Origin of the sequence: Klebsiella sp. HMSC16C06, from assembly GCF_001808325.1 — a bacterium.
Lineage (GTDB): Bacteria > Pseudomonadota > Gammaproteobacteria > Enterobacterales > Enterobacteriaceae > Klebsiella > Klebsiella variicola.
Genome location: NZ_KV792988.1, coordinates 222,468 through 249,327 on the forward strand (window position 1 = coordinate 222,468; position 26,860 = coordinate 249,327).

The following is a 26,860-nucleotide window of genomic DNA, read 5'->3' on the forward strand; positions in this document are numbered from 1 at the left end:
CGCAGGCCCTGGCACACAGCCCGAGAAATAGAGAAGTCTTATCAATCATCGGCTTAAGGCAGGCAGCTGTCGCGTTCAGAAACCGCCGGCCGCGGGCGTTGGTATTAGGATTATTCCTGGTAAATGAGTGTGTAAAGATCATAAGTACCAGGCAATGTGAAAAAATAGCCAGGACCATATCAATATATATTAAATGCAGTGTGAAAAATAAACAATGGCAATATGTGCCCTGTTGCGACGGACAAAAAAAGGGCCGCGAAGGCGGCCCTTTGTTCAAGTGTGACGATTAATGATGCTCAACCTGATGGCTGTGCTCAATATCTTCCGATTTCTTGCTAAAGCGGCGACGAACCACCACGAAGAACACTGGCACGAAGAAGATGGCCAGAATCGTCGCGGTCACCATCCCGCCCATTACGCCAGTACCGACGGCGTTCTGCGCGCCGGAGCCGGCACCCGAGCTGATCACCAGCGGCATAACGCCGAGGATAAACGCCAGGGAGGTCATCAGGATCGGACGCAGACGCATACGCACTGCTTCAAGCGTTGCCTCAATTAGCCCTTTACCCTCTTTCTCCATCAGGTCTTTGGCGAATTCAACGATCAATATCGCGTTCTTCGCCGACAGGCCGATGGTGGTCAACAGGCCCACCTGGAAGTAAACGTCGTTGGTTAAACCGCGGAAGGTAGCGGCTAACAGCGCACCGACCACACCCAGCGGAACGACCAGCATGACCGAGAACGGAATTGACCAGCTCTCATACAGCGCTGCCAGACACAGGAAGACGACAATCAGCGAAATGGCATACAGGGCAGGGGCCTGGTTGCCGGACAGTCGTTCCTGATAAGACATCCCGGTCCAGTCGTAGCCGATACCGGAAGGCAGTTTACCCGCCAGCTCTTCCATCAGGCTCATCGCCTCACCGGTACTCTTGCCTGGCGCTGCCTGGCCGAGAATTTCCAGCGACGGCAGGCCGTTGTAGCGTTCCAGACGCGGCGAACCGTATTCCCAACGCGAAGTAGAGAAGGCGGAGAACGGCACCATCTGACCATCGCTGCCGCGAACATACCACTTGCCGATGTCTTCCGGCAGCATACGGTATTTCGCTTCAGACATGATGTACACTTTCTTCACGCGGCCGCGGTCGATAAAGTCGTTGACATAGCTCCCGCCCCAGGCTGCGCCCAGCGTGGTGTTAATGTCGCTGATAGAGACGCCCAGCGCCTGGGCTTTTTCCTGATCGATATCGACTTTGAACTGCGGTGTATCTTCCAGACCGTTAGGACGCACGCCGGTTAATACGTCAGGATGCTGCGCCACCATGCCAAACAGCTGATTTCGCGCCTGGGTCAGTTTTTCGTGGCCCAGACCGCCCTGGTCAATGAGCTGGAAGTCAAAGCCGGTCGCGGTACCCAGTTCAACGATAGCTGGCAGGTTAAAGGCGAACACCATCGCATCTTTAATCTGCGAGAAGTAGCCCATCGCCCGGCCGGTGATCGCTTCAACTTTGTTTTCCTCACCCGGACGCTGGCTCCAGTCTTTCAGCGAGACGAACGCGATGCCGGTGTTCTGGCCACGACCGGCGAAACCGAAGCCGTTAACCGCAAACACGGATTCCACGTTGTTTTTCTCTTTGGTGAGATAGTAGTCCGTCATCTCATCCAGCACTTTCTGCGTACGCTCCTGGGTGGCGCCGGCAGGCAGCTGCGCCATGCTCAGGAATACCCCCTGGTCCTCGTCCGGCAGGAACGAGCTCGGCAGACGGACGAACAGCCACGCCATGCCCACCACGATGATCAGATACAGCACCAGATAACGACCGGTGCTGCGCAGAATGTTGCCTACGCTGTCGGTGTAGTGGTGCGTGCTCTTATCGAACATGCGGTTAAACCAGCCGAAGAAACCGGTGGTCGCGCCATGGCTGCCTTTCTGAATAGGCTTCAGCATCGTGGCGCACAGCGCTGGCGTCAGGATCAACGCCACCAGTACCGACAGCGCCATCGCAGAAACGATGGTGATGGAGAACTGGCGATAGATGGCCCCGGTTGAACCGCCGAAGAACGCCATTGGGATAAATACCGCCGACAGCACCATGGCGATACCGACCAGCGCGCCCTGGATCTGTCCCATCGATTTACGCGTCGCTTCTTTCGGCGGCAGACCCTCTTCCGCCATTACGCGCTCGACGTTCTCGACCACCACGATGGCGTCATCCACCAACAGGCCGATGGCGAGCACCATCCCGAACATCGTCAGGGTGTTTATCGAGAAGCCAAACGCCGCCAACACCGCGAAGGTGCCTAACAGGACTACGGGGACGGCGATGGTCGGGATCAGCGTGGCGCGGAAGTTCTGCAGGAACAGATACATGACCAGGAACACCAGGATGATCGCTTCCACCAGCGTTTTAACCACTTCGTGAATAGAAATTTTCACGAACGGGGTGGTGTCATACGGGTAAACGATCTTCATCCCCGACGGGAAAAACGGCTCCATCTTCGCCAGCTCTGCACGGATAGCGTTGGCGGTATCCAGCGCGTTCGCGCCGGTAGCCAGTTTAATACCCAGACCCGATGCTGGCTGGCCGTTAAACTTCGCCACTACGTCATAGCTTTCGCCGCCCAGCTCAATTTTGGCGACATCGCGCAGACGAACCTGGGAACCGTCCTGGTTCACCTTCAGCAGAATGTTGCCAAACTCTTCGGTATTGGTCAGACGGGTTTGCGCGATGATCGAGGCGTTAAGCTGCTGGCCTTTCACCGGCGGCGTACCGCCTAACTGACCCGCGGCCACCTGGGCGTTCTGCGCTTTCAGGGCGCTGATCACGTCCACCGGCGTCAGCTGGAAGTTGTTCAGTTTGTTCGGATCCATCCAGATACGCATCGCGTACTGGGAACCGAACAGCTGAACGTCGCCGACACCGCTGGTACGGCTGATCGGGTCCTTCATGTTGGCCGCCACGTAGTCCGAAATATCGTCCTGGTTCATGGTGCCGTTGGTGTTAATAACGCCGACAACCATCAGGAAGCTGCTGGACGCTTTCTCAACGCTAATCCCTTGCTGCTGTACTTCTTGCGGCAGCAGAGGTGTCGCCAGCGCCAGCTTGTTCTGAACCTGAACCTGGGCAATATCCGGATCGGTACCGGATTCGAAGGTCAGGGTGATGGTCGCCGTACCGGTGGAGTCGCCATTGGAGGACATGTACATCAGGTGGTCGATACCGTTCATATTCTGTTCGATAACCTGAGTCACGGTGTTCTGCACAGTTTCGGCGTCAGCACCGGGGTACATGGCGGTAATGGAAATTGCTGGCGGCGCAATCGTCGGATATTGCGCTACCGGCAATTTGAGGATCGATAATCCCCCAGCCAGCATGATGATGATGGCGATCACCCATGCAAATATGGGGCGATCGATAAAGAAATTAGGCATGTCTTAACGGCTCCTGTTTAAGTTAAGACTTGGTTTGTTCTGATGGCGCGTTGCCTGCGGCTTGCTGTTTATCATCAGAAGCTACTTCCTGCGCTTTTACCTGCACGCCTGGTTTGATTTTTTGCAGGCCGGTGACGATAACGCGATCGCCAGTTTTCAGACCGTCAGTGACCAGCCATTTATCGCCAATCGCCTGAGAAGCAGTGACCTGGCGGACTTCGACTTTATCGCCTTCCCCGACCACCATGACGCTGGCGTCGCCGCGCGGCGTACGGGTAACACCCTGTTGCGGTACCAGCAGGGCGTCAGGGTTAACCCCTTCTTCCAGACGGGCACGCACAAACATCCCCGGTAGCAGGGTGTGGTCCGGGTTCGGGAAAATCGCGCGCAGCGTGATAGAGCCGGTGGTCTGATCGACGGTGACATCCGAAAATTCCAGCGTGCCGGCCTGCGGATACTTAAGACCGTCATTCGTCACCAGCTCCACTTTCGCTTTGCCGTTTTCCTGTTTCAGGCGGCCATCGGCCAGCTCCTGTTTCAGGCGCAGGAAATCATTGCTCGACTGGGTGACGTCAACATAGATCGGATCCAACTGCTGAACGGTTGCCAGGGCAGTCGTTTGACCATTCTGCACCAGCGCGCCTTCGGTCACCGCGGATTTACCAATCCGGCCGCTAATTGGCGAGGTGACTTTGGTGTAGGCCAGATTGATGCGCGCGGTTTCAACAGCTGCTTTTGCTGCGACCACGGCCGCATTGCTCTGCTGTGCTGTCGCAACGGCGGTATCGTAGTCTTGTTGACTAATATATTTGGTGCCTAACAGTTTCTGATAACGCTTGACCGTCAGTTGATCCATGTTCGCCGCCGCCTGGGCTTTTGCCAGGTCGCCTTTGGCGCTGTCATAGCTGGCCTGATAGGTGGCGGGATCGATCTGATACAGGGAGACGCCGGCCTGGATATCGCTACCTTCCACGAAGTTACGTTTTAAAATAATGCCACTGACCTGAGGACGGACTTCCGCAATGCGATAGGCGCTGGTGCGGCCTGGCAGTTCGGTGGTTATTTGTAGAGGTGCGGATTTGAGCGTCACAATACCGACTTCCGGCATGTGCTGGGCTCCTTGTTGAGCCGGTTTATCGTCACATCCTGTTAGCGCTAAGCTGCCTGAGAGCATCAGAACGACCGCCAGAGGCGTTAACCCTCTGTTTTTGTTCATATGTAAACCTCGAGTGTCCAATTTCAAAATGTTCAGTGGCTCAAACAACCACAAACCCACTACAGTCTTTCTATTATGGTCATGCTATGGTACATACATTCACAAATGTATGTAAACGTAACCTCTGTAAAGTCATTAACCTATGGCACGAAAAACCAAACAACAGGCACGTGAAACCCGGCAACTGATTCTGGATGTTGCTCTGCGTCTGTTTTCGCAGCAAGGCGTATCATCTACCTCGTTGGCAACAATTGCAAAAGCTGCGGGTGTAACGAGGGGGGCTATCTACTGGCATTTCAAGAATAAATCAGATTTATTCAACGAAATTTGGGAGCTGTCAGACGCCAGTATTAGCGATCTCGAAATTGAGTATCGGGCAAAATTCCCCAACGATCCACTCTCAGTTATCAGGGAGATATTAGTCTATGTTCTTGAAGCGACAGTGACAGAGGAACGTCGACGATTAATGATGGAGATTATCTATCATAAGTGTGAGTTTGTCGGTGAGATGACCGTGGTGCAGCAGGCCCAGCGGCAGCTCTCCCTGGCGAGCTACGAGCGTATCGAGCAGACCTTAAAAGAGTGCATCGCCGCGAAGCTGTTGCCCGCCAATTTACTCACCCGGCGGGCGGCCGTGTTAATGCGCAGCTACCTTTCCGGCCTGATGGAAAACTGGCTGTTTGCCCCTGACTCGTTCGACCTGCATGCGGAAGCGCGCGACTACGTCGCCATCCTGCTGGAGATGTATCAGTTCTGTCCTACGCTACGCGGCCCGGAGAGCCTGACAGCTTAACGTTAGCGCGCGGATGTACGTGAATTTTTAGCGCCGTCCGCCGCTATTCGCCAGCGAAGAGAAGTGCTATTCTGCGCGCTTGCGACGACCCCCGGTATTCTCCGGCATTTGCATTCATTCATATTAACTATGCTGCACACGATCTCCAGGCAACGCGCCACGTTTATCTTTTTCATTACGCTGCTCTGCTTTATTGGCCTTTTCAGCCCAGTTCAGGGCCGCGCCGCGGACCTCCCTGACCGGGCAGAGGTGCAGAGCCAGCTCAATACGTTAAACAAGCAAAAAGAACTGACTCCGCAGGACAAACTGGTCCAGCAGGATTTGACCCAGACGCTGGAAACGCTGGATAAAATCGAGCGCATCAAAAGCGAGACGGCACAGCTGCGTCAGCAGGTCGAGCAAGCCCCGGCGAAGCTGCGCCAGGCGGTGGATAGTCTCAACAACCTGAGCGAGGTCCCTGACGACGCCGCCACGCGCAAAACGCTCAGTACGCTCTCTCTGCGTCAACTGGAGTCACGCGTCACCCAGACGCTGGACGATCTGCAGAATGCGCAAAACGATCTGGCGACCTATAACAGCCAACTGGTTTCCCTGCAAACGCAGCCGGAACGTGTGCAGAACGCGATGTATAACGCCTCCCAACAGTTGCAGCAGATCCGCAATCGGCTGAATGGCACCTCGGTGGGCGACGAGACGCTGCGCCCGACCCAGCAGGTGCTGTTGCAGGCTCAACAGGCGCTGCTCAACGCGCAGATTGAGCAGCAGCGCAAGAGCCTCGAAGGCAACACCGTCCTGCAGGATACCCTGCAGAAGCAGCGTGACTACGTCACCGCCTGGAGCAACCGGCTGGAGCATCAGCTGCAGCTGCTGCAGGAGGCGGTGAACAGCAAGCGGCTTACGCTGACGGAGAAAACCGCCCAGGAGGCGGTCACCCCGGACGAAACCACGCGAATTCAGGCCAATCCGCTGGTTAAGCAGGAGCTGGATATTAACCATCAGCTCAGCGAGAAGCTGATCCAGGCGACGGAGAACGGCAACCAGCTGGTACAGCGCAATATCCAGGTGAAGAACTGGCTCGACCGCGCTCTGCAGTCTGAGCGGGATATAAAAGAGCAAATTTCAGTTCTGCGGGGGAGCCTGCTGCTGTCGCGCATTCTTTATCAGCAACAGCAGACGCTGCCGTCGGCGGACGAACTGCAGGATATGACCAACCGCATCGCCGACCTGCGGCTCGAGCAGTTTGAGGTGAACCAGCAGCGCGACGCGCTGTTCCAGAGCGATGCCTTTGTCGCCAAACTGGAGGAGGGGCACAGCAGCGAAGTGAACGATGAAGTCCACGCCGCGCTACTGGAAGTGATCGACATGCGCCGCGAACTGCTTGACCAGTTCAACAAACAGCTGGGGAACCAGCTGATGATGGCCATCAACCTGCAGATCAACCAGCAGCAGTTGATGAGCGTCTCGAGCAGTCTGAAGGAAATTCTGACCCAACAAATTTTCTGGGTGAACAGCAATAAACCGATGGACTGGGAGTGGATTAAGGCCTTCCCGGAAGCGCTGAAAGGTCAGTTTAAGGCGATGAAAATCACCGTGAACTGGGAAAAAGCGTGGCCCGCGGTGTTTATCGCTTTCCTGGCCGGTTTACCATTGCTGCTGATTGCCGGCCTGATCCGCTGGCGTCTGCAGTGGCTGAAGGATTATCAGGCTAAGCTTGCTTCCCAGGTGGGGCAGCTGCGCAACGATACCCAGCTGCATACGCCAAAGGCGATCCTGATCGACCTGATTCGGGCCTTGCCGGTGGTGCTGGTAATTTTGGCGATTGGCCTGATCTTACTCACCATGCAGCTTAATATCAGCGGACTGCTGTGGGCGTACAGTAAAAAGCTGGCCATGTTCTGGCTGGTCTTTGGTCTGTGCTGGAAAGTGCTGGAAAAGAACGGCGTGGCGGTCAGCCACTTCAATATGCCTGCGCAGTTGACCAGCCACTGGCGGCGACAAATTGTTCGCGTCAGCCTCGCGTTGCTGCCGCTGAATTTCTGGTCGGTGATTTCCGAGCTGTCGCCACTGAACCTGATGGACGACGTGCTGGGGCAGTTTGTGATTTTCTTCAATCTGCTGCTGATTGCCGTGCTGGTCTGGCCGATGTGTCGGGAAAGCTGGCGTGATAAAGAATCACACAGCCTGCGCCTGCTGACGATCACCGTGCTGTCTATTGTCCCGGTAGCCCTGATGGTGCTGACGGCGACCGGTTACTTCTACACCACGCTGCGCCTGGCGGGACGCTGGATCGAGACTGTGTATCTGGTGATGATCTGGAACCTGCTGTACCAGACCGTGCTGCGCGGTCTGAGCGTGGCGGCGCGACGTATCGCCTGGCGCCGGGCGCTGGCGCGCCGTCAGCATCTGGTGAAGGAGGGCGCGGAAGGCGCCGAGCCGCAGGAGGAGCCGACTATCGCTCTCGAGCAGGTCAACCAGCAGACGCTGCGCATCACCATGCTGGTGATGATCGCGCTTTTTGCCGTCATGTTCTGGGCGATTTGGTCTGATCTGATCACCGTTTTCGCCTATCTCGACAGCATTACCCTCTGGCACTACAACGGTACCGAAGCGGGGGCCAGCGTGGTGCGCAGCGTCACGATGGGCAGTCTGCTGTTTGCCATTGTGGCGTCGATGGTCGCCTGGGCGCTAATACGCAACCTGCCGGGTCTGCTGGAGGTGCTGGTTCTCTCGCGTCTCAATATGCGTCAGGGCACCTCCTACGCCATCACCACCATTCTTAACTATGCGATTATCGCCATCGGGGCGATGACGGTGTTCGGGTCGCTGGGCGTCTCCTGGGATAAACTGCAATGGCTGGCGGCCGCGCTGTCGGTTGGTTTAGGTTTTGGCCTGCAGGAGATCTTCGGTAACTTCGTCTCCGGTCTGATTATTCTGTTCGAGCGTCCAGTGCGCATTGGGGATACGGTAACCATCGGCACCTTCTCCGGTACGGTAAGCAAAATCCGTATCCGCGCGACTACCATCACCGACTTCGATCGCAAAGAGGTAATTATCCCGAACAAGGCGTTCGTTACCGAGCGCTTGATCAACTGGTCGCTCTCCGACACCGTGACCCGGGTGGTGATCCGCCTCGGCGTCGCCTATGGCTCCGATCTGGATAAAGTGAAAGAGGTGCTGCTGAAGGCCGCGCACGATCATCCGAAAGTGATGCAGGAGCCGGCGCCAGCGGTTTTCTTCACCACCTTCGGGGCCAGTACGCTGGATCATGAACTGCGTCTGTATGTTCGTGAACTGCGCGATCGCAGCTACACGGTGGATGAGCTCAACCGCGCCATCGACCGCCTGTGCCGGGAGAATGACATTAACATTGCCTTTAACCAGCTGGAAGTTCATCTGCGCAATGAAAAAGGCGATGAAGTCACCGAAGTGAAGCGGGACGGGAAGGGGGACGATCTGGCGCCCACCACCGTGTCCTGATCGAAGAGGGGCGGCGCAAAGCCGCCCCTGCTGCTTCAGGGTGCCAGCGCGGCGAGTTCTTCATCGCTGAGCCCGGTGAGCTCCTGCACGGTTTGACGTTCGAGGCCGCGCGCCAACATTCTGGCGGCGATGCTGCGGGTGGCTTCCTGCTCACCCTCTTGCTGTCCCTGTTTACGGCCTTTTTCTTCCAGCCATTCGGCAATGGTCATCATCAGCTCCTTATGCCTGGGCGACTGCGCCGCCAGCGTGCGGATCAGCGCCCCCGGATGTTCCGTAGTTCCCGCCTGCAACATATAGCGCAGCAGCGTATTCAGCTGCGCTTCGGTCAGATAGCCTTGCGTCATCAGCGCAATCAGCGGCACCTGCAGCTCGGCCAGATCGCGATGGCGGATATGCTTTTGCAGCAGCTCCAGCATGGCCATCCGCCGATGACGGGCGATCTGATTATCTGGCATTACGGTGAGGTCCACCAGCGGAAAATCATTGCTATAGAGCGTCTTCGCCAGCGCCGGATCGGCGAATAGCTGTTGCCAGTTGCGGGCCCAGGGCCAGGGGCTCACTTTGCCGTGATAAAACAGAATGGGCACCACCAGCGGCAGCGTGTCGTGGCCAGCGTCCAGATGACGCTGCATGGCGGCCAGCGCATAGCGCAGCAGGCGAAATGCCATCAGCTTGTCCGGGGTACTCTGGTGCTCAATCAGCGCGTACACATAGCCCGGTCCATGACGCGTGCGCAGTGAGTAAAGGATATCGGAATAGCTGGCGCGCAGGTCCTCTTCAACAAAGCTACCGGAGACCAGCTGCAGCGAATCCAGTTCGCAGATCGCCAGAAACGGCGCGGGGAGATACAACTGCAAAAAATCCTTCGCGACCGCCTGATGCATGAGCATCTGGCGAAACACCGCGTCGTGTGGGGTTTGACTGACTTTTTCCATCAATATTGTCTCCAGTGGCGTCATGCGCAGAGGACCAGACTGCCAGCACACTGCCGGAGACAACATCCTACTTCTCTGGGTTTTGCGACCCGCTTTCCGCGTTTTTTAACTTGTTTGCATAATCCCGCCTGACAATTTCCAGCGCGCCCAGCACGGTTTGCGCCGGGATCTGATGCGATTCCAGCAACATGATTAAATCGACGGCCAGTTTGACCTCATCGGATGCATTTTCCAGCGACATCGGGCTCTCCTGTTAGCGCGTCAGCCGCGCCAGTACGTTTTCAATCTTGTCCAGTGCCTGTCGGCAGCGCGCCAACCGGCCGCTGTAGGCTTCAACTTCTTTCCCCAGCCGCTGCTGCTCGTCAAGGCTGGTCGCCTGCGCCAGCTGACGCTGACGTTGGTCGCGCATCGCCAGCAGGCGGCGCTCATACTCCTGATGCTGCAGGCGACGGCGCTGCCAGCGGCTCAGCGTTGGCGACGCGTGGTCCCAACTGCGCAAGGACCAGGTGGCGGTTTCACGACGCAGCGCGGCGATTTGCGCCGCCAGACGCTCGGCAATCCAGACCACCTGCGGCAGTTGCTGGCGCTCGACGGCCTGGCTCAGTTGGAAAAAGTTTTGCCGGGCTTCCGCCAGATAGTCCTGCATCAGCGTGCTGCGGGTATGAAAGAGCTGACGGTCAAAGCGTGGGCTCAGGGTCGCGTGCTCCGCCAGCGGCGCCACCAGCGCGGCCAGCTCGCTGAGCTGATCGTTGAGCGTTTGTAAAAGTTGAGCTGTTTTCACCACACCTCTCCATTCCCTTCCAGCCAACTGTGCTACAGTAGCCTCATCTGTTTGATAACGATTCGCATTATGCCACCTGTTATTCTAACCATTATCGGCTGGCTGGCGGTAGCGCTGGGTACGCTGGGCATCTTCTTACCGTTGCTGCCGACGACGCCGTTTATTCTGCTCGCCGCCTGGTGCTTTGCCCGCTCATCGCCGCGCTTTCACCAGTGGCTGCTGTATCGCTCCTGGTTTGGCGGCTATCTTCGCCACTGGCAGCAGTACCGCGCGATGCCTCGCGGCGCCAAACCGCGCGCCATTGCGATGATCGTGGTGACTTTTGCTATTTCGCTGTGGCTGGTTAAGCTTACGTGGGTGCGCATCATGCTGTTGGTCATTCTGGCCTGCCTGCTGATCTTTATGTGGCGCATTCCGGTGGTTGACGCAAAGCAACAAAAGCACTGATGCGCAATAATGCCTGTTGCAATTGTTGCTGACAGCCAGTAAATTCTGGCGTTTTCGAGCGCGGGCAAGCCTGGTCAAAGGTTAAACAAATGTTTCTTTGGCCCCTTTTGCACGCCCGTGGGTAACACCGTTTCAATCAGGCATACACTTATGACCGCAACTGCACAGCAGCTTGAATATCTGAAGAACAGCATCCAGAGTATCGAGGATTATCCAAAACCTGGCATTCTTTTCCGCGATGTCACCAGCTTACTGGAAGACCCGAAGGCCTACGCGCTTAGCATTGAACTGCTGACCGAGCGCTACAAAGACGCGGGTATTACCAAAGTGGTAGGGACTGAGGCGCGTGGCTTCCTGTTCGGCGCCCCGGTTGCGCTGGCGCTGGGCGTGGGCTTTGTTCCGGTTCGCAAGCCGCGTAAGTTGCCGCGTGAAACCATTGCCGAGAGCTATGAGCTGGAGTATGGCACCGATCAACTGGAGATCCACGTTGATGCGATCAAACCGGGCGACAAGGTGCTGGTGGTGGACGATCTGCTGGCGACCGGCGGCACCATCGACGCGACGGTCAAACTGATCCGCCGTCTCGGCGGCGAAGTGCACGATGCCGCTTTCATTATCAACCTGTTCGATCTGGGCGGCGAACAGCGCCTGGAGAAGCTGGGGATCCACTGCTACAGCCTGGTGCCGTTCCCGGGCCACTAAGCAAATCCCTCCACATAGCCTCGCCGATCGGGCGGGGCTGTGATAGCATGACCCCTTCGTGATTTCACCTTCCAGCGTTTCAGAGCCAGCCCATGAGTTATCAGGTCTTAGCCCGTAAATGGCGCCCACAAACCTTTGCTGACGTCGTCGGCCAGGAACATGTGCTGACCGCACTGGCGAACGGCTTGTCGTTAGGGCGCATTCATCACGCTTATCTTTTTTCCGGTACCCGCGGGGTCGGTAAGACCTCCATCGCCCGTCTGCTGGCGAAAGGGTTAAACTGTGAAACCGGCATCACCGCCACCCCCTGCGGCGTGTGTGATAACTGCCGGGAAATTGAACAGGGGCGTTTTGTCGATCTGATTGAGATTGACGCCGCCTCGCGCACCAAAGTCGAAGATACCCGCGACCTGCTGGATAACGTCCAGTACGCGCCGGCCCGCGGCCGCTTTAAGGTCTATCTCATCGACGAAGTCCATATGTTGTCGCGCCACAGCTTCAACGCGTTATTAAAAACGCTGGAGGAGCCGCCGGCGCACGTCAAATTCCTGCTGGCGACGACGGATCCGCAGAAGCTGCCGGTGACGATCTTATCCCGCTGCCTGCAGTTCCATCTCAAAGCCCTGGATGTTGAACAGATCCGCCATCAGCTGGAGCATATTCTTGGCGAAGAGCAGATTGCCTTTGAGCCCCGCGCGCTGCAGCTGCTGTCGCGGGCAGCCGACGGCAGCCTGCGCGATGCTTTAAGCCTGACCGATCAGGCCATTGCCAGTGGAGAAGGACAGCTGACGGCCGCATCGGTGAGCACTATGCTCGGCACCCTTGATGACGATCAGGCGCTGTCGCTGATTGAAGCGCTGGTCGCTGCCGACGGCGAGCGGGTGATGGCGGGCGTCAATGACGCCGCCGCACGCGGCGTCGAGTGGGAGGCGCTGTTGGTGGAGATGCAGAGCCTGCTGCACCGCATCGCCATGGTACAGCTGTCGCCTTCGGCGCTGGGCGCCGATATGGCCACGGTCGAAGTGCGGATGCGCGAACTGGCGCGAACCGTACCGCCGGGTGACGTTCAGCTTTACTACCAAACGCTGCTGATGGGCCGCAAAGAGCTGCCTTATGCGCCGGACCGGCGAATGGGCGTCGAAATGACGCTGCTCCGCGCGCTGGCGTTTCATCCGCGTAAGCCGCTGCCAGAGCCGGAAGTGCAGCCAGCACAGACCGCCGCGCCCGCGCCGCGTCAGCCGGTTGCCCCCGCTGCGCCGCCGCAGCAGCCGTCGCAGAGTTTGCCGCCGACCACCAGCCAGGTGCTGGCGGCCCGCAGCCACCTGCAGCGCAGCCAGGGAGCAACCACTCCAAAAAAGAGTGAACCGGCAGCCGCTTCCCGCGCGCGGCCGGTGAATAACGCTGCGCTGGAGCGACTGAGTTCGATTACCGAGCGCGTCCAGGCTCGTCCGGCGGCGGCTGCCCTTGAGCAGGCCCCGGCGAAGAAAGAGGCCTATCGCTGGAAGGCGACGACAGTGGTTGAAGAGGCCAAAGTCGAAGTCGCCACGCCAAAAGCGCTGAAAAAAGCGCTGGAGCATGAGAAGACGCCGGAGCTGGCGGCCAAGCTCGCCGAAGAAGCGGTCGAGCGCGACAGCTGGGCGGCGGAAGTGAGCCGGCTGGCGGTACCTAAGCTGGTCGAGCAGGTGGCGCTCAACGCGTGGAAAGAGCAGGAGGGCAGCCGCGTCTGTCTGCATCTGCGCCCCAGCCAGCGTCACCTCAATTCCACCGGCGCGCAGCAAAAGCTGGCTGAAGCGCTGGGGGTGTTGTACGGTACGCCGGTTGAATTGACCATCGTGGAAGATGATAATCCCGCGATGCGTACGCCGCTGGAGTGGCGGCAGGCTATTTATGAAGAAAAGCTCGCGCAGGCGCGCGAAGCCATTATCGCGGATAATAACATTCAGACCCTGCGTCGTTTCTTCGACGCCGATCTGGATGAAGAGAGTATCCGCCCCATTTGAACGCCAGTCTGACTGGCATTCAGTACCTTTAACGATGACTGAGAGAGAAGCCTATGTTTGGTGGAAAAGGCGGCCTGGGTAACCTGATGAAGCAGGCCCAGCAGATGCAAGACAAAATGCAGAAGATGCAGGAAGAGATCGCTCAGCTGGAAGTGACTGGCGAATCCGGCGCGGGTCTGGTGAAAGTGACCATTAACGGCGCGCACAACTGCCGCCGTGTGGAAATCGACCCAAGCCTGCTGGAAGACGACAAAGAGATGCTGGAAGATCTGGTGGCTGCCGCGTTTAACGACGCCGCGCGCCGCATTGAAGAGACCCAGAAAGAGAAGATGGCTTCCGTTTCTGCCGGTATGCAGCTGCCGCCAGGCTTCAAGATGCCGTTCTGATGCAAACCAGCCCGCTGTTAACTCAGCTTATGGAAGCGCTGCGCTGTCTGCCGGGCGTAGGCCCGAAGTCGGCGCAGCGCATGGCGTTTACCCTGCTGCAGCGCGATCGCAGCGGCGGTATGCGCCTGGCGCAGGCGCTGACGCGCGCGATGTCGGAGATCGGCCACTGCGCCGATTGCCGCACCTTCACCGAGCAGGAGGTGTGCAATATCTGCAGCAACCCGCGTCGCCAGGAAAACGGCCAGATCTGCGTGGTGGAGAGTCCGGCGGATATCCACGCCATTGAGCAGACCGGGCAGTATTCCGGCCGCTACTTCGTGCTGATGGGGCACCTGTCGCCGCTCGACGGCATCGGGCCAGATGACATCGGGCTCGATCGCCTTGAACAACGGCTGGAAGCGGAGTCGATCACCGAGGTGATCCTTGCCACTAACCCGACCGTTGAGGGTGAGGCGACGGCCAACTACATCGCGGAGCTGTGCGCGCAGTATGGCGTTGATGCCAGCCGCATCGCCCACGGCGTGCCGGTGGGCGGCGAGCTGGAAATGGTCGACGGCACCACGCTGTCCCACTCGCTGGCCGGTCGTCACAAGATTACTTTCTGAACAAATGGAGGCGGCCAGCGCCGCCTCCGCTTGAAAAATTTCCCCGCAGTCCCCATCTCCCACTCAACGGTTTTTTACCCCATTTAAAATGGCATTGTTGAGGTTGAATCAGATGAAAGGACAAGAAACTCGTGGTTTTCAGTCAGAGGTAAAGCAACTTCTGCACCTGATGATCCATTCCCTCTATTCCAACAAAGAAATCTTTCTGCGTGAGCTGATTTCCAACGCCTCTGATGCGGCCGATAAGCTGCGTTTCCGCGCGCTGTCGCAGCCGGATTTGTATGAGGGCGATGGCGAGCTGCGCGTACGGGTTTCGTTTGATAAAGACAACCGCACCCTGACCATCGCCGATAACGGTATCGGCATGAACCGGGAAGAGGTTATCGATCATCTCGGCACTATCGCCAAATCCGGCACCAAAGCGTTTCTGGAATCGATGGGTTCCGACCAGGCGAAAGACAGCCAGCTGATCGGCCAGTTCGGCGTCGGCTTCTACTCTGCCTTCATCGTGGCGGATAAAGTGACCGTGCGTACCCGTGCGGCGGGCGATAAACCTGAGAATGGCGTGTTCTGGGAATCCGCCGGCGAAGGGGAATATACCGTTGCCGACATCACCAAAGCCGATCGCGGCACCGAAATCACCCTGCATCTGCGTGAGGGCGAAGACGATTTCCTCAACGACTGGCGCGTGCGCTCCATCATCAGCAAGTATTCCGACCATATCGCGCTGCCGGTTGAGATTGAAAAGCAGGAAGAGAAAGACGGCGAAACCGTGATTTCGTGGGAAAAAATCAACAAGGCGCAGGCCCTGTGGACCCGCAGCAAGTCCGAAGTGAACGACGACGAATACAAAGAGTTCTACAAGCATATCGCTCACGACTACAGCGACCCGCTGACCTGGAGCCACAACCGCGTGGAAGGTAAGCAGGAGTATACCAGCCTGCTGTATATCCCGTCGCAGGCGCCGTGGGATATGTGGAACCGCGATCATAAACACGGCCTGAAGCTGTACGTGCAGCGTGTGTTCATTATGGACGACGCCGAGCAGTTTATGCCGAACTACCTGCGCTTCGTGCGTGGCCTGATCGACTCCAACGATCTGCCGCTGAACGTCTCCCGTGAAATCCTGCAGGACAGCAGCGTGACCCGCAACCTGCGTACCGCGCTGACCAAACGCGCGCTGCAGATGCTGGATAAGCTGGCGAAAGACGACGCTGAAAAATATCAAACTTTCTGGAAACAGTTCGGCCTGGTGCTGAAAGAGGGCCCGGCGGAAGATCCGAGCAACCAGGAAGCGATCGCCAAACTGCTGCGTTTCGCGACGACGCATACCGACTCCTCCGCGCAGACCGTGTCGCTGGAAGAGTATGTCTCGCGGATGAAAGAAGGCCAGGAGAAGATCTACTACATCACTGCCGACAGCTATGCGGCGGCGAAGAGCAGCCCGCACCTCGAACTGCTGCGTAAGAAAGGGATTGAAGTTCTGCTGCTCTCCGATCGCATCGACGAGTGGATGATGAGCTACCTGACCGAGTTCGACGGCAAAGCGTTCCAGTCGGTGGCGAAAGCCGACGAGTCGCTGGACAAGCTGGCGGATGAAGTGGACGAGTCCACCAAAGAAGCTGAAAAAGCGCTGGAGCCGTTCGTTGAGCGTGTGAAAAACCTGCTTGGCGACCGGGTGAAAGAGGTGCGTCTGACCCATCGTCTGACCGACACCCCGGCGATTGTCACTACCGATGCCGATGAGATGAGCACGCAGATGGCGAAGCTGTTCGCGGCAGCGGGCCAGGCGGCACCGGAAGTGAAATACATCTTCGAACTGAACCCGGCGCATCAGCTGGTGAAACGCGCCGCCGATACCCAGGATGACGCGCAGTTCGGCGAATGGGTGGAACTGCTGCTGGATCAGGCGCTGCTGGCCGAGCGCGGCACGCTGGAAGATCCGAACCAGTTTATCCGTCGTATGAACCAGCTGCTGGCTTCCTGACGCGAACCTGAACGAGTAGCCCGGCCGAGCGACGCGACGCCGGGAACGGGATAAATGCCCCGCCTGAGCAATTTGCTCCAGCGGGGCATTTCACATTGGATTGCATAAAATATCTCACCATTAACCGTTTCAGCCGCACCGCCTTCCTTGAGCCATTGCCGTTCTGGTGGTATGGTTTAGCGTTTTTGAAAAATTGAATCGACTTTTGAGGGGATTTTCGTAATGCGTATTATTCTGCTTGGCGCTCCGGGCGCGGGTAAAGGAACTCAGGCTCAGTTCATCATGGAGAAATACGGTATTCCGCAAATCTCCACCGGCGATATGCTGCGCGCGGCGGTAAAATCCGGCTCTGAGCTCGGTAAGCAAGCGAAAGACATTATGGACGCCGGCAAGCTGGTAACCGATGAGCTGGTCATCGCGCTGGTGAAAGAGCGTATCGCCCAGGAAGATTGCCGTAACGGTTTCCTGCTGGACGGCTTCCCGCGCACCATTCCGCAGGCTGACGCCATGAAAGAAGCGGGTATTACCGTTGATTACGTGCTGGAATTCGACGTGCCGGACGAACTGATCGTCGACCGCATCGTTGGCCGTCGCGTTCACGCGGCATCCGGTCGCGTCTACCACATCAAATTCAATCCGCCGAAGGTGGAAGGCAAAGACGACGTGACCGGCGAAGAGCTGACCACCCGTAAAGACGATCAGGAAGAGACCGTGCGTAAGCGCCTGGTGGAATACCATCAGATGACAGCGCCGCTGATCGGCTACTACACCAAAGAAGCGCAGGCGGGCAACACCAAATATGCCAAAGTCGACGGCACCAAAGCGGTAGCTGACGTGCGCGCTGAACTGGAAAAAATCCTCGGCTGATAAAGCCTTTTCTCATCCTGTTGCGGCAGGATGAGAACTCCTCTCATTTCTACCTTTTGCTATGATTGGTTCCGTTTAGCGCCATTTCAGCTACAATTGGCTGCGATTCAAATGGTTAAGAGGCGGTAATGCATCAGACGAAAACAGGTATCTTGCTGGCCAATTTAGGCACTCCCGATGCGCCCACCCCCGGTGCGGTGAAGCGCTATCTGCGACAATTCCTCAGCGACAAACGGGTGGTGGATACATCTCGTCTGCTATGGTGGCCGCTGCTGCGTGGCGTCATACTGCCGATTCGCTCCCCGCGCGTGGCGAAGCTCTATCAGTCCGTGTGGATGGAGGAGGGATCGCCGCTGATGGTATACAGCCGTCGCCAGCAGCAGGCGCTGGCCGCCAGGCTGCCGGATACCCCGGTGGCGCTGGGCATGAGCTATGGTTCGCCGTCGCTGGCCAGCGCGGTGGATGATTTACTGGCGCAGGGGGTGGGGCACATCGTAGTGCTGCCGCTGTACCCACAATATTCCTGTTCGACAGTGGCCGCCGTCTGGGATGAGCTGGCGCGGATCCTCGCGAAAAAGCGCGCTATTCCGGGTATCTCGTTTATTCGCGACTATGCCGATCACCCGGACTATATCCATGCGCTGGCGGCCAGCGTGCGCGCCTCCTTCGCGGTGCACGGGGAACCCGATCTGCTGCTGCTCTCCTATCATGGGATCCCGCAGCGCTATGCCAACCAGGGCGATGATTATCCCCAGCGCTGTCGCGATACCACGCGGGAACTGGTTTCCGCGCTGGGGCTGCCGCCGGAGCGGGTGATGATGACCTTCCAGTCGCGCTTTGGCCGGGAACCCTGGCTTACGCCATACACCGATGAGACGCTGAAGATGCTCGGCGAGCAGGGGACGAAGCATATTCAGGTGCTGTGCCCGGGGTTTGCCGCCGACTGTCTCGAGACGCTGGAAGAGATTGCCGTTCAGAACCGGGAAGTTTTCCTCGAAGCGGGTGGCGAGCAGTATGAATATATTCCGGCGCTAAATGCGGATGTGGCGCATATTGAGATGATGGTCAACCTGACGGCGCCTTATCGCTGATCGCGCGCAGGGCGGGGAATATGCTACTATTTCCCGCTTGTTCCCTGTTATTTAAGCGCCACTATGAAATTTCCCGGTAAACGCAAATCCAAACACTATTTTCCCGTCAACGCCCGCGACCCGCTGCTGCAGCAAATTCAGCCGGAGAATGAATCCAGCATCTCCTGGGTGGTCGGTATCGACCAGACGCTGGTGGATATCGAAGCGAAAGTGGATGAAGCGTTTATCGTACGCTATGGTCTGAGCGCGGGCCACTCGCTGGTGATTGAAGATGACGTCGCCGAGGCGCTGTACCAGGAGCTGGTACGCAATAATCTCATTACCCATCAGTTTGCCGGCGGCACCATCGGCAATACCATGCATAACTACTCGGTGCTGGCGGACGATCGCTCGGTGCTGCTTGGCGTGATGTGCAGCAATATCGACATCGGCGGCTATGCCTATCGCTACCTGTGCAATACCTCCAGCCGCACCGATCTGAACTATCTGCAGGGCGTCGACGGCGCCATTGGCCGCTGTTTTACCCTGATCAGCGACAGCGGCGAGCGCACCTTCGCCATCAGCCCGGGTCACATGAACAAGCTGCGCCCGGAAAGCATTCCGGAAGCGGTGATCGCCGGCGCCTCGGCGCTGGTGCTCACCTCCTACCTGGTACGCTGCAAGCCGGGCGAGCCGATGCCAGACGCCACGATGAAAGCCATCGAGTACGCCAAAAAGCATGATGTGCCGGTGGTGTTAACTCTCGGAACTAAATACGTGATTGCCGATAACCCGGCGTGGTGGCAGCAGTTCCTGCAGGAGCATGTCTCGATTCTGGCGATGAATGAAGAAGAAGGGGAAGCCCTGACCGGTTTTGCCGATCCGCTGTCGGCGGCGGATAAAGCGCTGGACTGGGTCGACCTGGTGCTGTGCACTGCCGGTCCGGCGGGCCTGTATATGGCGGGCTTTACCGAAGAAGAGGCGAAGCGGAAAACCCAGCATCCGCTGCTGCCGGGGGCGATCCCGGAGTTTAACCAGTTTGAATTCAGCCGTGCGATGCGCCACCAGGATTGCGTTAATCCGCTGCGTATCTATTCACATATCGCCCCGTATATGGGCGGGCCTGAAAAAATCATGAATACCAACGGCGCTGGCGACGGCGCCCTGGCGGCGCTGCTGCATGACATCACCGCCAATAACTACCACCGCAATAACGTACCCAACTCCAGCAAGCACAAATGCAAATGGCTGACCTACTCCTCACTGGCGCAGGTGTGTAAATATGCCAACCGCGTGAGCTATCAGGTGCTGAACCAGCACTCGCCGCGTTTAACCCGCGGCCTGCCGGAGCGTGAGGACAGCCTGGAAGAGGCGTACTGGGATCGGTAAGCGCGCCCCTCTCCCGACGGGGAGAGGGCAGTACATCAGCCGGTGACCACTTCACCGGCCGGTGGCGTTTCCAGAAGCTGCAGCATGGCGCGGGCAATTTCCCGCTCGCCCATCACCACCTGATTAGCCCCGCGATCGATAATGTAGTCCACTTCATCATCGTAATGGGCGCGGGCGATGATCTCGATATTCGGGCATTTTTCCCGTGCGGAAGCGACAATCTCTCCGGCCTCGTAGCCGTTGGGGATAGTCAGCAGCAGCCAGCGGGCGCAGTCGAGATGCGCCAGTTCCATGATCTCTTCATTGGCGGCATTACCCAGCACCGCGCTGATCCCGCGCTCGCGTAACTCATCCACGCGGGTACGCGAGGTTTCAACCACCACCAGCGGGATCCCCTGGGCCATCAGCTTCTCGCCCAGCAGACTGCCGACGCGGCCGAAGCCAACCAGCAGCGCGTGGTTACAGATATCGACTGGCACCTGTTTCTCATCTTCCAGCACCTCTTCCAGCGTCTGCTCGTCGAGGGTTTCGGTTTTATCGAGATATTTTTCCAGCAGGGTAAACAGCACCGGGTTGAGCATAATCGAGATGATCGCCCCGGCCAGCACCAGGTTTTGTCCAGCCTGCGGCAGCAGGTTAAGCGCCATCCCCAGGCCGGCGAGAATAAAGGCAAACTCACCAATCTGCGCCAGGCTGGCGGCAATGGTCAGTGCGGTACGCGGCGAATGACCAAACATACGCACGAGGAAAAAGGCGGCGGCGGATTTACCAAAGATAATAATCGCCAGCGTTGCCAGCACCGCCAGCGGCTGCTGCACCAGCACCATCGGGTCAAACAGCATGCCGACGGAGACAAAGAACAGCACCGCGAAGGCGTCGCGCAGCGGCAGGGTGTCATGGGCGGCGCGGTGGCTCAGCTCAGATTCGTTAAGCACCATGCCGGCGAAGAAGGCGCCAAGGGCGAAGGAGACATCAAACAGCTCCACGGCGCCGAAGGCGATGCCCAGCGCCAGGGCCAGCACCGACAGGGTGAACAGCTCGCGTGATCCGGTGGCGGCGCTGCGCGACATGATCCACGGCACCAGCCGGCGACCGACCAGCATCATGATGGCGATAAAGGCCACCACTTTACCAATGGTGATCCCGAGGTCGAGGGCGAGAGAGGCGAAGCCAACGTCACCTTTCTCCGTCATCCCGGCAATCGCTGGCAGCAGGACCAGCGTCAGGACCATCACCAGGTCTTCTACAATCAGCCAGCCAATGGCAATCTGCCCGCGCTGACTGTCAATAAGCTGTCGCTCCTCGAGGGCACGCAGTAGCACCACGGTACTGGCGGTGGAGAGACACAGGCCAAAGACGATGCCGGTCATCAGCGACCAGCCAAGGGCGGCGGAAAGTGCCATACCCAGCAGCGTCGCCACGGCTATCTGGGCGATGGCCCCGGGAATGGCGATCGACTTTACCGCCATCAGATCTTTCAGGGAAAAATGCAGCCCGACGCCGAACATCAGCAGGATCACGCCGAGTTCTGCCAGTTCAGGAGCCAGTTTGGTATCAGCAACAAAGCCTGGGGTGAAAGGTCCGGCCAGCACGCCCGCTAAGAGATATCCCACCAGAGGAGAAATACGTAGCTTATTGGCAATCATGCCGAGAATAAAGGCGAGCACGAGGCCGCCGACAATGGTGGTGATAAGCGGTGTTGCGTGGTGCATTCCGTCTCCTTTCCAGTGGTGTATCGGTCCATTTTGCTACCCTATCCGGGTAATAGTTTATGACAAAAACGTTCACTTTGTTTATGAATAATTCTTGAATTCTGCAAAAAAATGGAATTAACCGGCCAAAAGGCACAGAAGGGAAAATCGCGGAGGGAATGCGCGCATCAGGCTGATGGCGCAAGGGATAACGGCGGCCAGCGTTGCACTTTGGCCGCCGGATAATCAGGCTTTTTGCCGGTTATCAGGAAGAAATATCGTCAGGAAACCCAGCAGCGGCAGGAAGGCACAGATTTTATACACCAGATCGATACTGGTATGGTCCGCCAGCAGGCCCAGCACCGCGGCGCCAAGGCCACCCATGCCAAAGGCGAAGCCGAAGAACAGGCCAGAAACCATGCCGATTCGACCCGGCAGCAGCTCCTGCGCATAGACCAGGATAGCGGAAAAGGCCGAGGCGAGGATAAAACCAATAATCACCGTCAAAATCCCCGTCCATTCAAGGCTGGCGTAGGGTAAAATGAGAGTAAACGGTGCTACGCCGAGGATAGAGCCCCAAATCACATATTTACGTCCAATTTTATCGCCAACTGGCCCGCCGATTACCGTCCCGGCGGCAACCGCGAACAGGAAGGCAAACAGATGAAGCTGGGCATTTTGCACCGATAATCCGAACTTATGCATCAGATAAAAGGTGTAATAGCTGCTAATGCTCGCCATATAGAAATATTTCGAGAAAATCAGCATCAGCAGAATACCTACCGCCAGAATCACCTTATTGCGCGGCAGCGGATTAACGATCAGCGGCTTCGGTTTGCCTTTATTCATCCGGTGCTGCGCGGCATACCAGCGGCTGATTTGCGACAGCACCACAATAGCCAGCAGGGCGGCCAGCACGAACCAGGCGACGTTGCCTTTGCCATAGGGAGCGATAATCACCGCCGCCAGCAATGGACCAAGCGAGCTGCCGAAGTTGCCGCCGACCTGGAACAGCGACTGGGCCAGGCCGTGACGGCCGCCAGAGGCCATCCGCGCCACGCGGGATGATTCCGGATGGAAAACCGAGGAGCCGGTACCCACCAGCGCGGCAGCCAGCAGCACCATGCCGAAACTCCCGGCCAGCGCCAGGAGAATCAAACCGCAGAGGGTGAAGCACATGCCCACCGGCAGGGACCACGGCATTGAGCGCTTATCGGTGATGTAACCAATCACCGGCTGGAATAGCGATGAGGTGAGCTGGAAGGTGAGGGTGATCATCCCGATTTGCACGAAGGTAAGGGAGAACTCCGCCTGCAGCAGCGGGTAAATCGCCAGGATGAGCGACTGGATCATATCGTTAAGCAAATGGGACAGGCTGATCGCGCCTAAGATGCCAAACGAGGTGCGTGCTTTTTGCGGCGGCGCAGCGGGGCCGGACAGGGGTTGAGCGGTCTGATTGATTGCCATAGGTTCACGTCACTTTTTTATATAGCTTTCGTCATTTTTACGCCATGGCGACGACCCTGATTTTCCCGGCTACTACATGGGAAATATAACCAACGGGCTGACGCAATGCCATACAACGCGAAGGCGTATAGAGGATGCAGGTGGAATTATTATCCGACTAACATACCTGTCCTTAGGGGTTGAAGGAAGTCGCAATTCTGAAAACATATTTGTCAACGCGACTAACTCGCTATACTTTCGGCACTTGGGATTAAGTCAGGGAGTGAAGCATGCAGTATTTTAAACATCGCGTAGCGCTGGCGTTATTTGCCGCCTTATCGCTGGGCAGCCTGTCCGCACAGGCCTATGAGCAGGATAAAACCTATAAAATTACCATCCTGCACACCAACGATCATCACGGCCATTTCTGGCGCAATGACTACGGCGAATATGGTCTGGCGGCGCAGAAAACGTTGGTCGATGGCATCCGGAAAGAAGTGGCGGCGGAAGGGGGGAGCGTCCTGCTGTTATCCGGCGGCGATATTAATACCGGCGTGCCGGAGTCTGATTTACAGGATGCAGAGCCCGATTTTCGCGGCATGAACCTGATCGGCTACGACGCAATGGCGGTGGGGAACCATGAATTTGATAATCCGCTGAGCGTGCTGCGCCAGCAGGAAAAGTGGGCTAAGTTCCCGTTCCTGTCGGCCAATATTTATCAGAAAAGCACCGGCGAACGGCTGTTCAAACCCTGGGCGCTGTTTAAGCGCGGCGGGCTGAAAATCGCGGTGATTGGCTTAACCACCGACGATACGGCCAAGATTGGCAATCCGGAATATTTCACCGATATCGAATTCCGCAAACCGGCGGAAGAGGCGAAGCTGGTGATCCAGGAGCTGCAGCAGAATGAAAAGCCGGACGTGATCCTGGCCACCACCCATATGGGCCATTACGACAATGGCAACCACGGCTCTAACGCGCCGGGCGACGTTGAAATGGCGCGGAGTTTACCTGCGGGATCGCTGGCGATGATCGTCGGCGGTCACTCGCAGGATCCGGTATGCATGGCGTCGGAAAATAAAAAGCAGGTCGATTATGTGCCAGGCACCCCGTGCGCGCCGGATCGTCAGAACGGCATCTGGATCGTCCAGGCGCATGAGTGGGGCAAATACGTCGGCCGCGCCGATTTTGAGTTCCGCAACGGCGAGATGAAGCTGGTGCATTATCAGTTGATCCCGGTGAACCTGAAGAAAAAAGTGACTTACGATAACGGCCAAAGCGAGCGGGTGCTGTATACGCCGCAGATCGCAGAGAACCCGCAGATGATGTCGCTGCTGACGCCATTCCAGAACAAAGGCAAAGCGCAGCTGCAGGTCAAAATCGGTAGCGTGAATGGTCATCTGGAGGGCGACCGCAGTAAAGTGCGCTTTGTGCAGACCAATATGGGGCACCTGCTGCTGGCGGCGCAGATGGCGCGCAGCAACGCGGATTTCGCGGTGATGAGCGGCGGTGGGATCCGCGACTCCATCGAGGCGGGGGATATCACCTATAAGGATGTGATGAAGGTCCAGCCGTTCGGCAATGTGCTGACCTATGTCGATATGAGCGGCAAGGAGGTGGTGGATTACCTGACCGCCGTCGCGCAGATGAAGCCGGATTCCGGCGCCTATCCGCAGTTTGCCAACGTCAGCTTTGTAGCCAAAGATGGCAAACTGAACGATCTGAAAATCAAAGGCGAACCGGTGGATCCGGCGAAGACCTACCGGATGGCGACGCTGAGCTTTAACGCTACCGGCGGCGATGGCTATCCGAACATTGCCGATAAACCCGGGTATGTGAATACCGGCTTTATCGATGCCGAAGTGCTGAAAGAGTATATCGAGAAGAACTCGCCGCTGGATGCGGCAGCCTACGAGCCGAAAGGCGAGGTGAGCTGGCAGTAGGTCTGAGCTTCAGGTTGGCTATTTCCCCGGTGGCGCTGCGCTTACCGGGGCTACGAGTTGGATAACCCGGATAAGGCGCGTGCGCCGCTATCCGGGATGCTGTGCTCAATCGCGGCGGGCGATATCGGCGAACTTCGCGTCCAGAAGCTGCGCCAGATCGCTGGCCGCCAGCTCAATATCCAGACCGCGTTTGCCGCCGGAAATATAGATGGTGGCAAATTCCTGCGCCGGAGCGTCAATCACCGTCGGCAGGCGCTTCTTCTGCCCCAGCGGACTGATACCGCCCACCAGATAGCCGGTGATACGCTGCGCCACCATCGGGTCGGCCATGTCGACTTTCTTGGCGCCCAGCGCTTTCGCCACTTTCTTCAAATCCAGCTGCCCGGCGACCGGGGTGACGGCGACCGCCAGATGCTTCATATCGCCGTTAACGGCGACCAGCAGGGTCTTGTAAACCTGGTCGGCATTGAGGCCGAGCTTGCGCACCACTTCATCTCCGAAGTTGGTCTCATTGGGATCGTGATCGTAACTGTGGATCTGAAAGGGGATTTTGTTTTTTTCGAGTAATTTAACGGCGGGAGTCATAGCTATCCTTCTTACCAACCGGTTTTGCGTGACGTCAGAATACGCCCGCAGGTTGTCTAAAAAATAGTACCATCTTGCGCAATAGTGTTGGCAGTGATGGTCACTTTGAGCGACAATCAGACGATCCGGGATGCAAATCCCGGGATAATAATAATGATGAAATTCCTCTTTGACGGGCCAATAGCAATATTGGCCATTTTTTTAGGTCAGCATATCCGGTAGATTCCCTTCGCCATACAGGTGCAGCGCGCCGACGGCAACCACGTAGCGCCCCGGCGGCAAGGCCAGCAGCGTCTCGCGCCAGGCGAGATTGCGCTGGTGCATCAGCACATCATACAAAGACTGGCTGAAGGTCGTCGGCAGCGATACTGCGCCGTGCGATGGCGGTTGCTCCAGCCACCAGCCGATCATCACCTGCAGTAAACGGGCGTTGGTGCGCCAGTGGGTCAGCGTATCCTCCAGCAGCGCCATCCCCCCGTCGGGCAGATCGCGCAGCAGCGCGATTTGGCTGTCGGCGCCTTCCAGCTCCATCACCGTTATGTTGCTCTCGCGGGCGGCCATCAGCAACTGATAATCGATGCCGTAATCCGGTCGCAGTCCCAGCTTCTGCGCCTGGGTGGCTTGTAGCACCATCGCCACCTGCCACAGCGGCTGGCTGTCGAACAGCCCGACCGACAGGCCCAGCTCGCCGGCTCGCGCCTCTAGCTCGCTCAACTGCGCATCGCTCAGACGTTCTGCCAGCGGCGGGTAAGAGGGAAGGTTGCTAAACGGGGTTTCATTGCCGCTGATATCGGCCTCGACGATTAACGCATCGGCCTGGCGTATTTTTTTCAGAAGCTTCGCCGGCGGCGGCGCCATGTCGCGGGTGCCCATATGGATGCTGCCGACGAGGTGCAAATAGCGTTCGCCGGGCAGAACGATATCCATCGCAGGCCAGGAATAAGACGAGCCGACGGCGGCTCGCCACAGCATTTTTATCCGGTTTAACAGGCCCATACGCGCTCCGAAGTGTGAGGACTTCATGCTAGCGCATATGGTGATACACGTCACCCTTCCGGCGGGCTTTTCTTGTCCCAGCAAAAAAACGGGCGCCGAACAACGTCGGCG

Annotated in this window: 21 protein-coding genes and 1 other annotated feature; of the genes, 12 read left to right on the plus strand and 9 right to left on the minus strand. The window is 57.7% G+C overall.

The window, feature by feature from the left end:
• Positions 1 to 286: 286 nt before the first annotated feature.
• Both acrB and acrA read right to left on the minus strand, forming a co-directional pair.
• Positions 287 to 3,433: a multidrug efflux RND transporter permease subunit AcrB gene (acrB, locus tag HMPREF3142_RS05780; RefSeq protein ID WP_064170793.1), complete on the minus strand. Its 3,147-nt coding sequence runs from the start codon at positions 3,431 to 3,433 to the stop codon at positions 287 to 289.
• 22 nt (positions 3,434 to 3,455) lie between these two features.
• A complete protein-coding gene (gene acrA / locus HMPREF3142_RS05785) occupies positions 3,456 to 4,649 on the minus strand; it encodes a multidrug efflux RND transporter periplasmic adaptor subunit AcrA (protein WP_008805438.1) in 1,194 nt (397 codons plus the stop codon).
• A gap of 142 nt (positions 4,650 to 4,791) precedes the next feature.
• Here acrA and acrR point away from each other — a divergent pair, with 142 nt between their 5' ends.
• On the plus strand, positions 4,792 to 5,442 hold the full coding sequence (gene acrR / locus HMPREF3142_RS05790; RefSeq protein WP_008805439.1) for a multidrug efflux transporter transcriptional repressor AcrR: 651 nt from the start codon (positions 4,792 to 4,794) through the stop codon (positions 5,440 to 5,442).
• A gap of 129 nt (positions 5,443 to 5,571) precedes the next feature.
• Complete coding sequence (gene mscK / locus HMPREF3142_RS05795) at positions 5,572 to 8,919, plus strand: mechanosensitive channel MscK (RefSeq protein ID WP_070611751.1); 3,348 nt, start codon at positions 5,572 to 5,574, stop codon at positions 8,917 to 8,919.
• A gap of 35 nt (positions 8,920 to 8,954) precedes the next feature.
• On the opposite strand, the gene HMPREF3142_RS05800 is transcribed toward mscK, so the two are convergent.
• The 3 genes from HMPREF3142_RS05800 to priC form a co-directional block, all read right to left on the minus strand.
• Complete coding sequence (locus HMPREF3142_RS05800) at positions 8,955 to 9,854, minus strand: Rpn family recombination-promoting nuclease/putative transposase (protein ID WP_016160397.1); 900 nt, start codon at positions 9,852 to 9,854, stop codon at positions 8,955 to 8,957.
• 67 nt (positions 9,855 to 9,921) lie between these two features.
• Positions 9,922 to 10,095 carry a pleiotropic regulatory protein RsmS gene (rsmS, locus tag HMPREF3142_RS05805; RefSeq protein WP_008805442.1) on the minus strand — a complete coding sequence of 58 codons (174 nt, stop codon included), beginning with the start codon at positions 10,093 to 10,095 and terminating at the stop codon, positions 9,922 to 9,924.
• Between the two features lie 12 nt (positions 10,096 to 10,107).
• Entirely contained in the window at positions 10,108 to 10,635 is a 528-nt protein-coding gene (gene priC / locus HMPREF3142_RS05810; RefSeq protein ID WP_044613725.1) for a primosomal replication protein N'', read from the minus strand.
• A gap of 69 nt (positions 10,636 to 10,704) precedes the next feature.
• On the opposite strand from priC, the gene HMPREF3142_RS05815 reads away from it, so the two are divergent.
• From HMPREF3142_RS05815 to HMPREF3142_RS05855, 9 genes are all read left to right on the plus strand, one after another.
• A complete protein-coding gene (locus HMPREF3142_RS05815) occupies positions 10,705 to 11,082 on the plus strand; it encodes a DUF454 family protein (RefSeq protein ID WP_008805444.1) in 378 nt (125 codons plus the stop codon).
• Between the two features lie 150 nt (positions 11,083 to 11,232).
• Positions 11,233 to 11,784, plus strand: coding sequence for an adenine phosphoribosyltransferase (gene apt / locus HMPREF3142_RS05820; RefSeq protein WP_012542663.1), 552 nt, complete (start codon positions 11,233 to 11,235; stop codon positions 11,782 to 11,784).
• A gap of 92 nt (positions 11,785 to 11,876) precedes the next feature.
• Positions 11,877 to 13,784 carry a DNA polymerase III subunit gamma/tau gene (gene dnaX, locus HMPREF3142_RS05825; protein ID WP_012968809.1) on the plus strand — a complete coding sequence of 636 codons (1,908 nt, stop codon included), beginning with the start codon at positions 11,877 to 11,879 and terminating at the stop codon, positions 13,782 to 13,784.
• Positions 13,117 to 13,181 (plus strand) — a sequence feature (DnaX frameshifting element). (Overlaps the previous gene by 65 nt.)
• 53 nt (positions 13,785 to 13,837) lie before the next feature.
• Positions 13,838 to 14,170: a YbaB/EbfC family nucleoid-associated protein gene (locus HMPREF3142_RS05830; RefSeq protein ID WP_008805448.1), complete on the plus strand. Its 333-nt coding sequence runs from the start codon at positions 13,838 to 13,840 to the stop codon at positions 14,168 to 14,170.
• Positions 14,170 to 14,775: a recombination mediator RecR gene (gene recR / locus HMPREF3142_RS05835; protein ID WP_008805449.1), complete on the plus strand. Its 606-nt coding sequence runs from the start codon at positions 14,170 to 14,172 to the stop codon at positions 14,773 to 14,775. Before HMPREF3142_RS05830 ends, recR begins: the two co-directional genes overlap by 1 nt.
• 112 nt (positions 14,776 to 14,887) lie before the next feature.
• The gene (gene htpG / locus HMPREF3142_RS05840; protein ID WP_012542661.1) at positions 14,888 to 16,762 is read left to right on the plus strand and encodes a molecular chaperone HtpG; all 1,875 of its coding nucleotides are present in this window, start codon (positions 14,888 to 14,890) and stop codon (positions 16,760 to 16,762) included.
• A gap of 222 nt (positions 16,763 to 16,984) precedes the next feature.
• Positions 16,985 to 17,629: an adenylate kinase gene (gene adk, locus HMPREF3142_RS05845; RefSeq protein WP_002892184.1), complete on the plus strand. Its 645-nt coding sequence runs from the start codon at positions 16,985 to 16,987 to the stop codon at positions 17,627 to 17,629.
• Positions 17,630 to 17,757: 128 nt separating this feature from the next.
• Positions 17,758 to 18,720, plus strand: a complete 963-nt coding sequence (hemH, locus tag HMPREF3142_RS05850; protein ID WP_008805451.1) for a ferrochelatase — start codon at positions 17,758 to 17,760, stop codon at positions 18,718 to 18,720.
• Between the two features lie 63 nt (positions 18,721 to 18,783).
• Entirely contained in the window at positions 18,784 to 20,088 is a 1,305-nt protein-coding gene (locus HMPREF3142_RS05855) for an inosine/guanosine kinase (protein ID WP_032753773.1), read from the plus strand.
• 35 nt (positions 20,089 to 20,123) lie between these two features.
• On the opposite strand, the gene ybaL is transcribed toward HMPREF3142_RS05855, so the two are convergent.
• Positions 20,124 to 21,800, minus strand: a complete 1,677-nt coding sequence (gene ybaL, locus HMPREF3142_RS05860) for a YbaL family putative K(+) efflux transporter (protein WP_008805453.1) — start codon at positions 21,798 to 21,800, stop codon at positions 20,124 to 20,126.
• 225 nt (positions 21,801 to 22,025) lie between these two features.
• Entirely contained in the window at positions 22,026 to 23,246 is a 1,221-nt protein-coding gene (locus HMPREF3142_RS05865; protein WP_044613469.1) for an MFS transporter, read from the minus strand.
• A 269-nt stretch (positions 23,247 to 23,515) separates the two neighbouring features.
• Between HMPREF3142_RS05865 and ushA the strand changes: the two genes are divergently transcribed.
• Entirely contained in the window at positions 23,516 to 25,168 is a 1,653-nt protein-coding gene (gene ushA / locus HMPREF3142_RS05870) for a bifunctional UDP-sugar hydrolase/5'-nucleotidase UshA (RefSeq protein WP_012542660.1), read from the plus strand.
• Between the two features lie 105 nt (positions 25,169 to 25,273).
• Here ushA and ybaK read toward each other — a convergent pair whose 3' ends face one another.
• Complete coding sequence (gene ybaK, locus HMPREF3142_RS05875) at positions 25,274 to 25,753, minus strand: Cys-tRNA(Pro)/Cys-tRNA(Cys) deacylase YbaK (protein WP_004204728.1); 480 nt, start codon at positions 25,751 to 25,753, stop codon at positions 25,274 to 25,276.
• 201 nt (positions 25,754 to 25,954) lie between these two features.
• Positions 25,955 to 26,749, minus strand: a complete 795-nt coding sequence (locus HMPREF3142_RS05880) for a TraB/GumN family protein (RefSeq protein ID WP_046620504.1) — start codon at positions 26,747 to 26,749, stop codon at positions 25,955 to 25,957.
• Positions 26,750 to 26,860 lie beyond the last annotated feature (111 nt).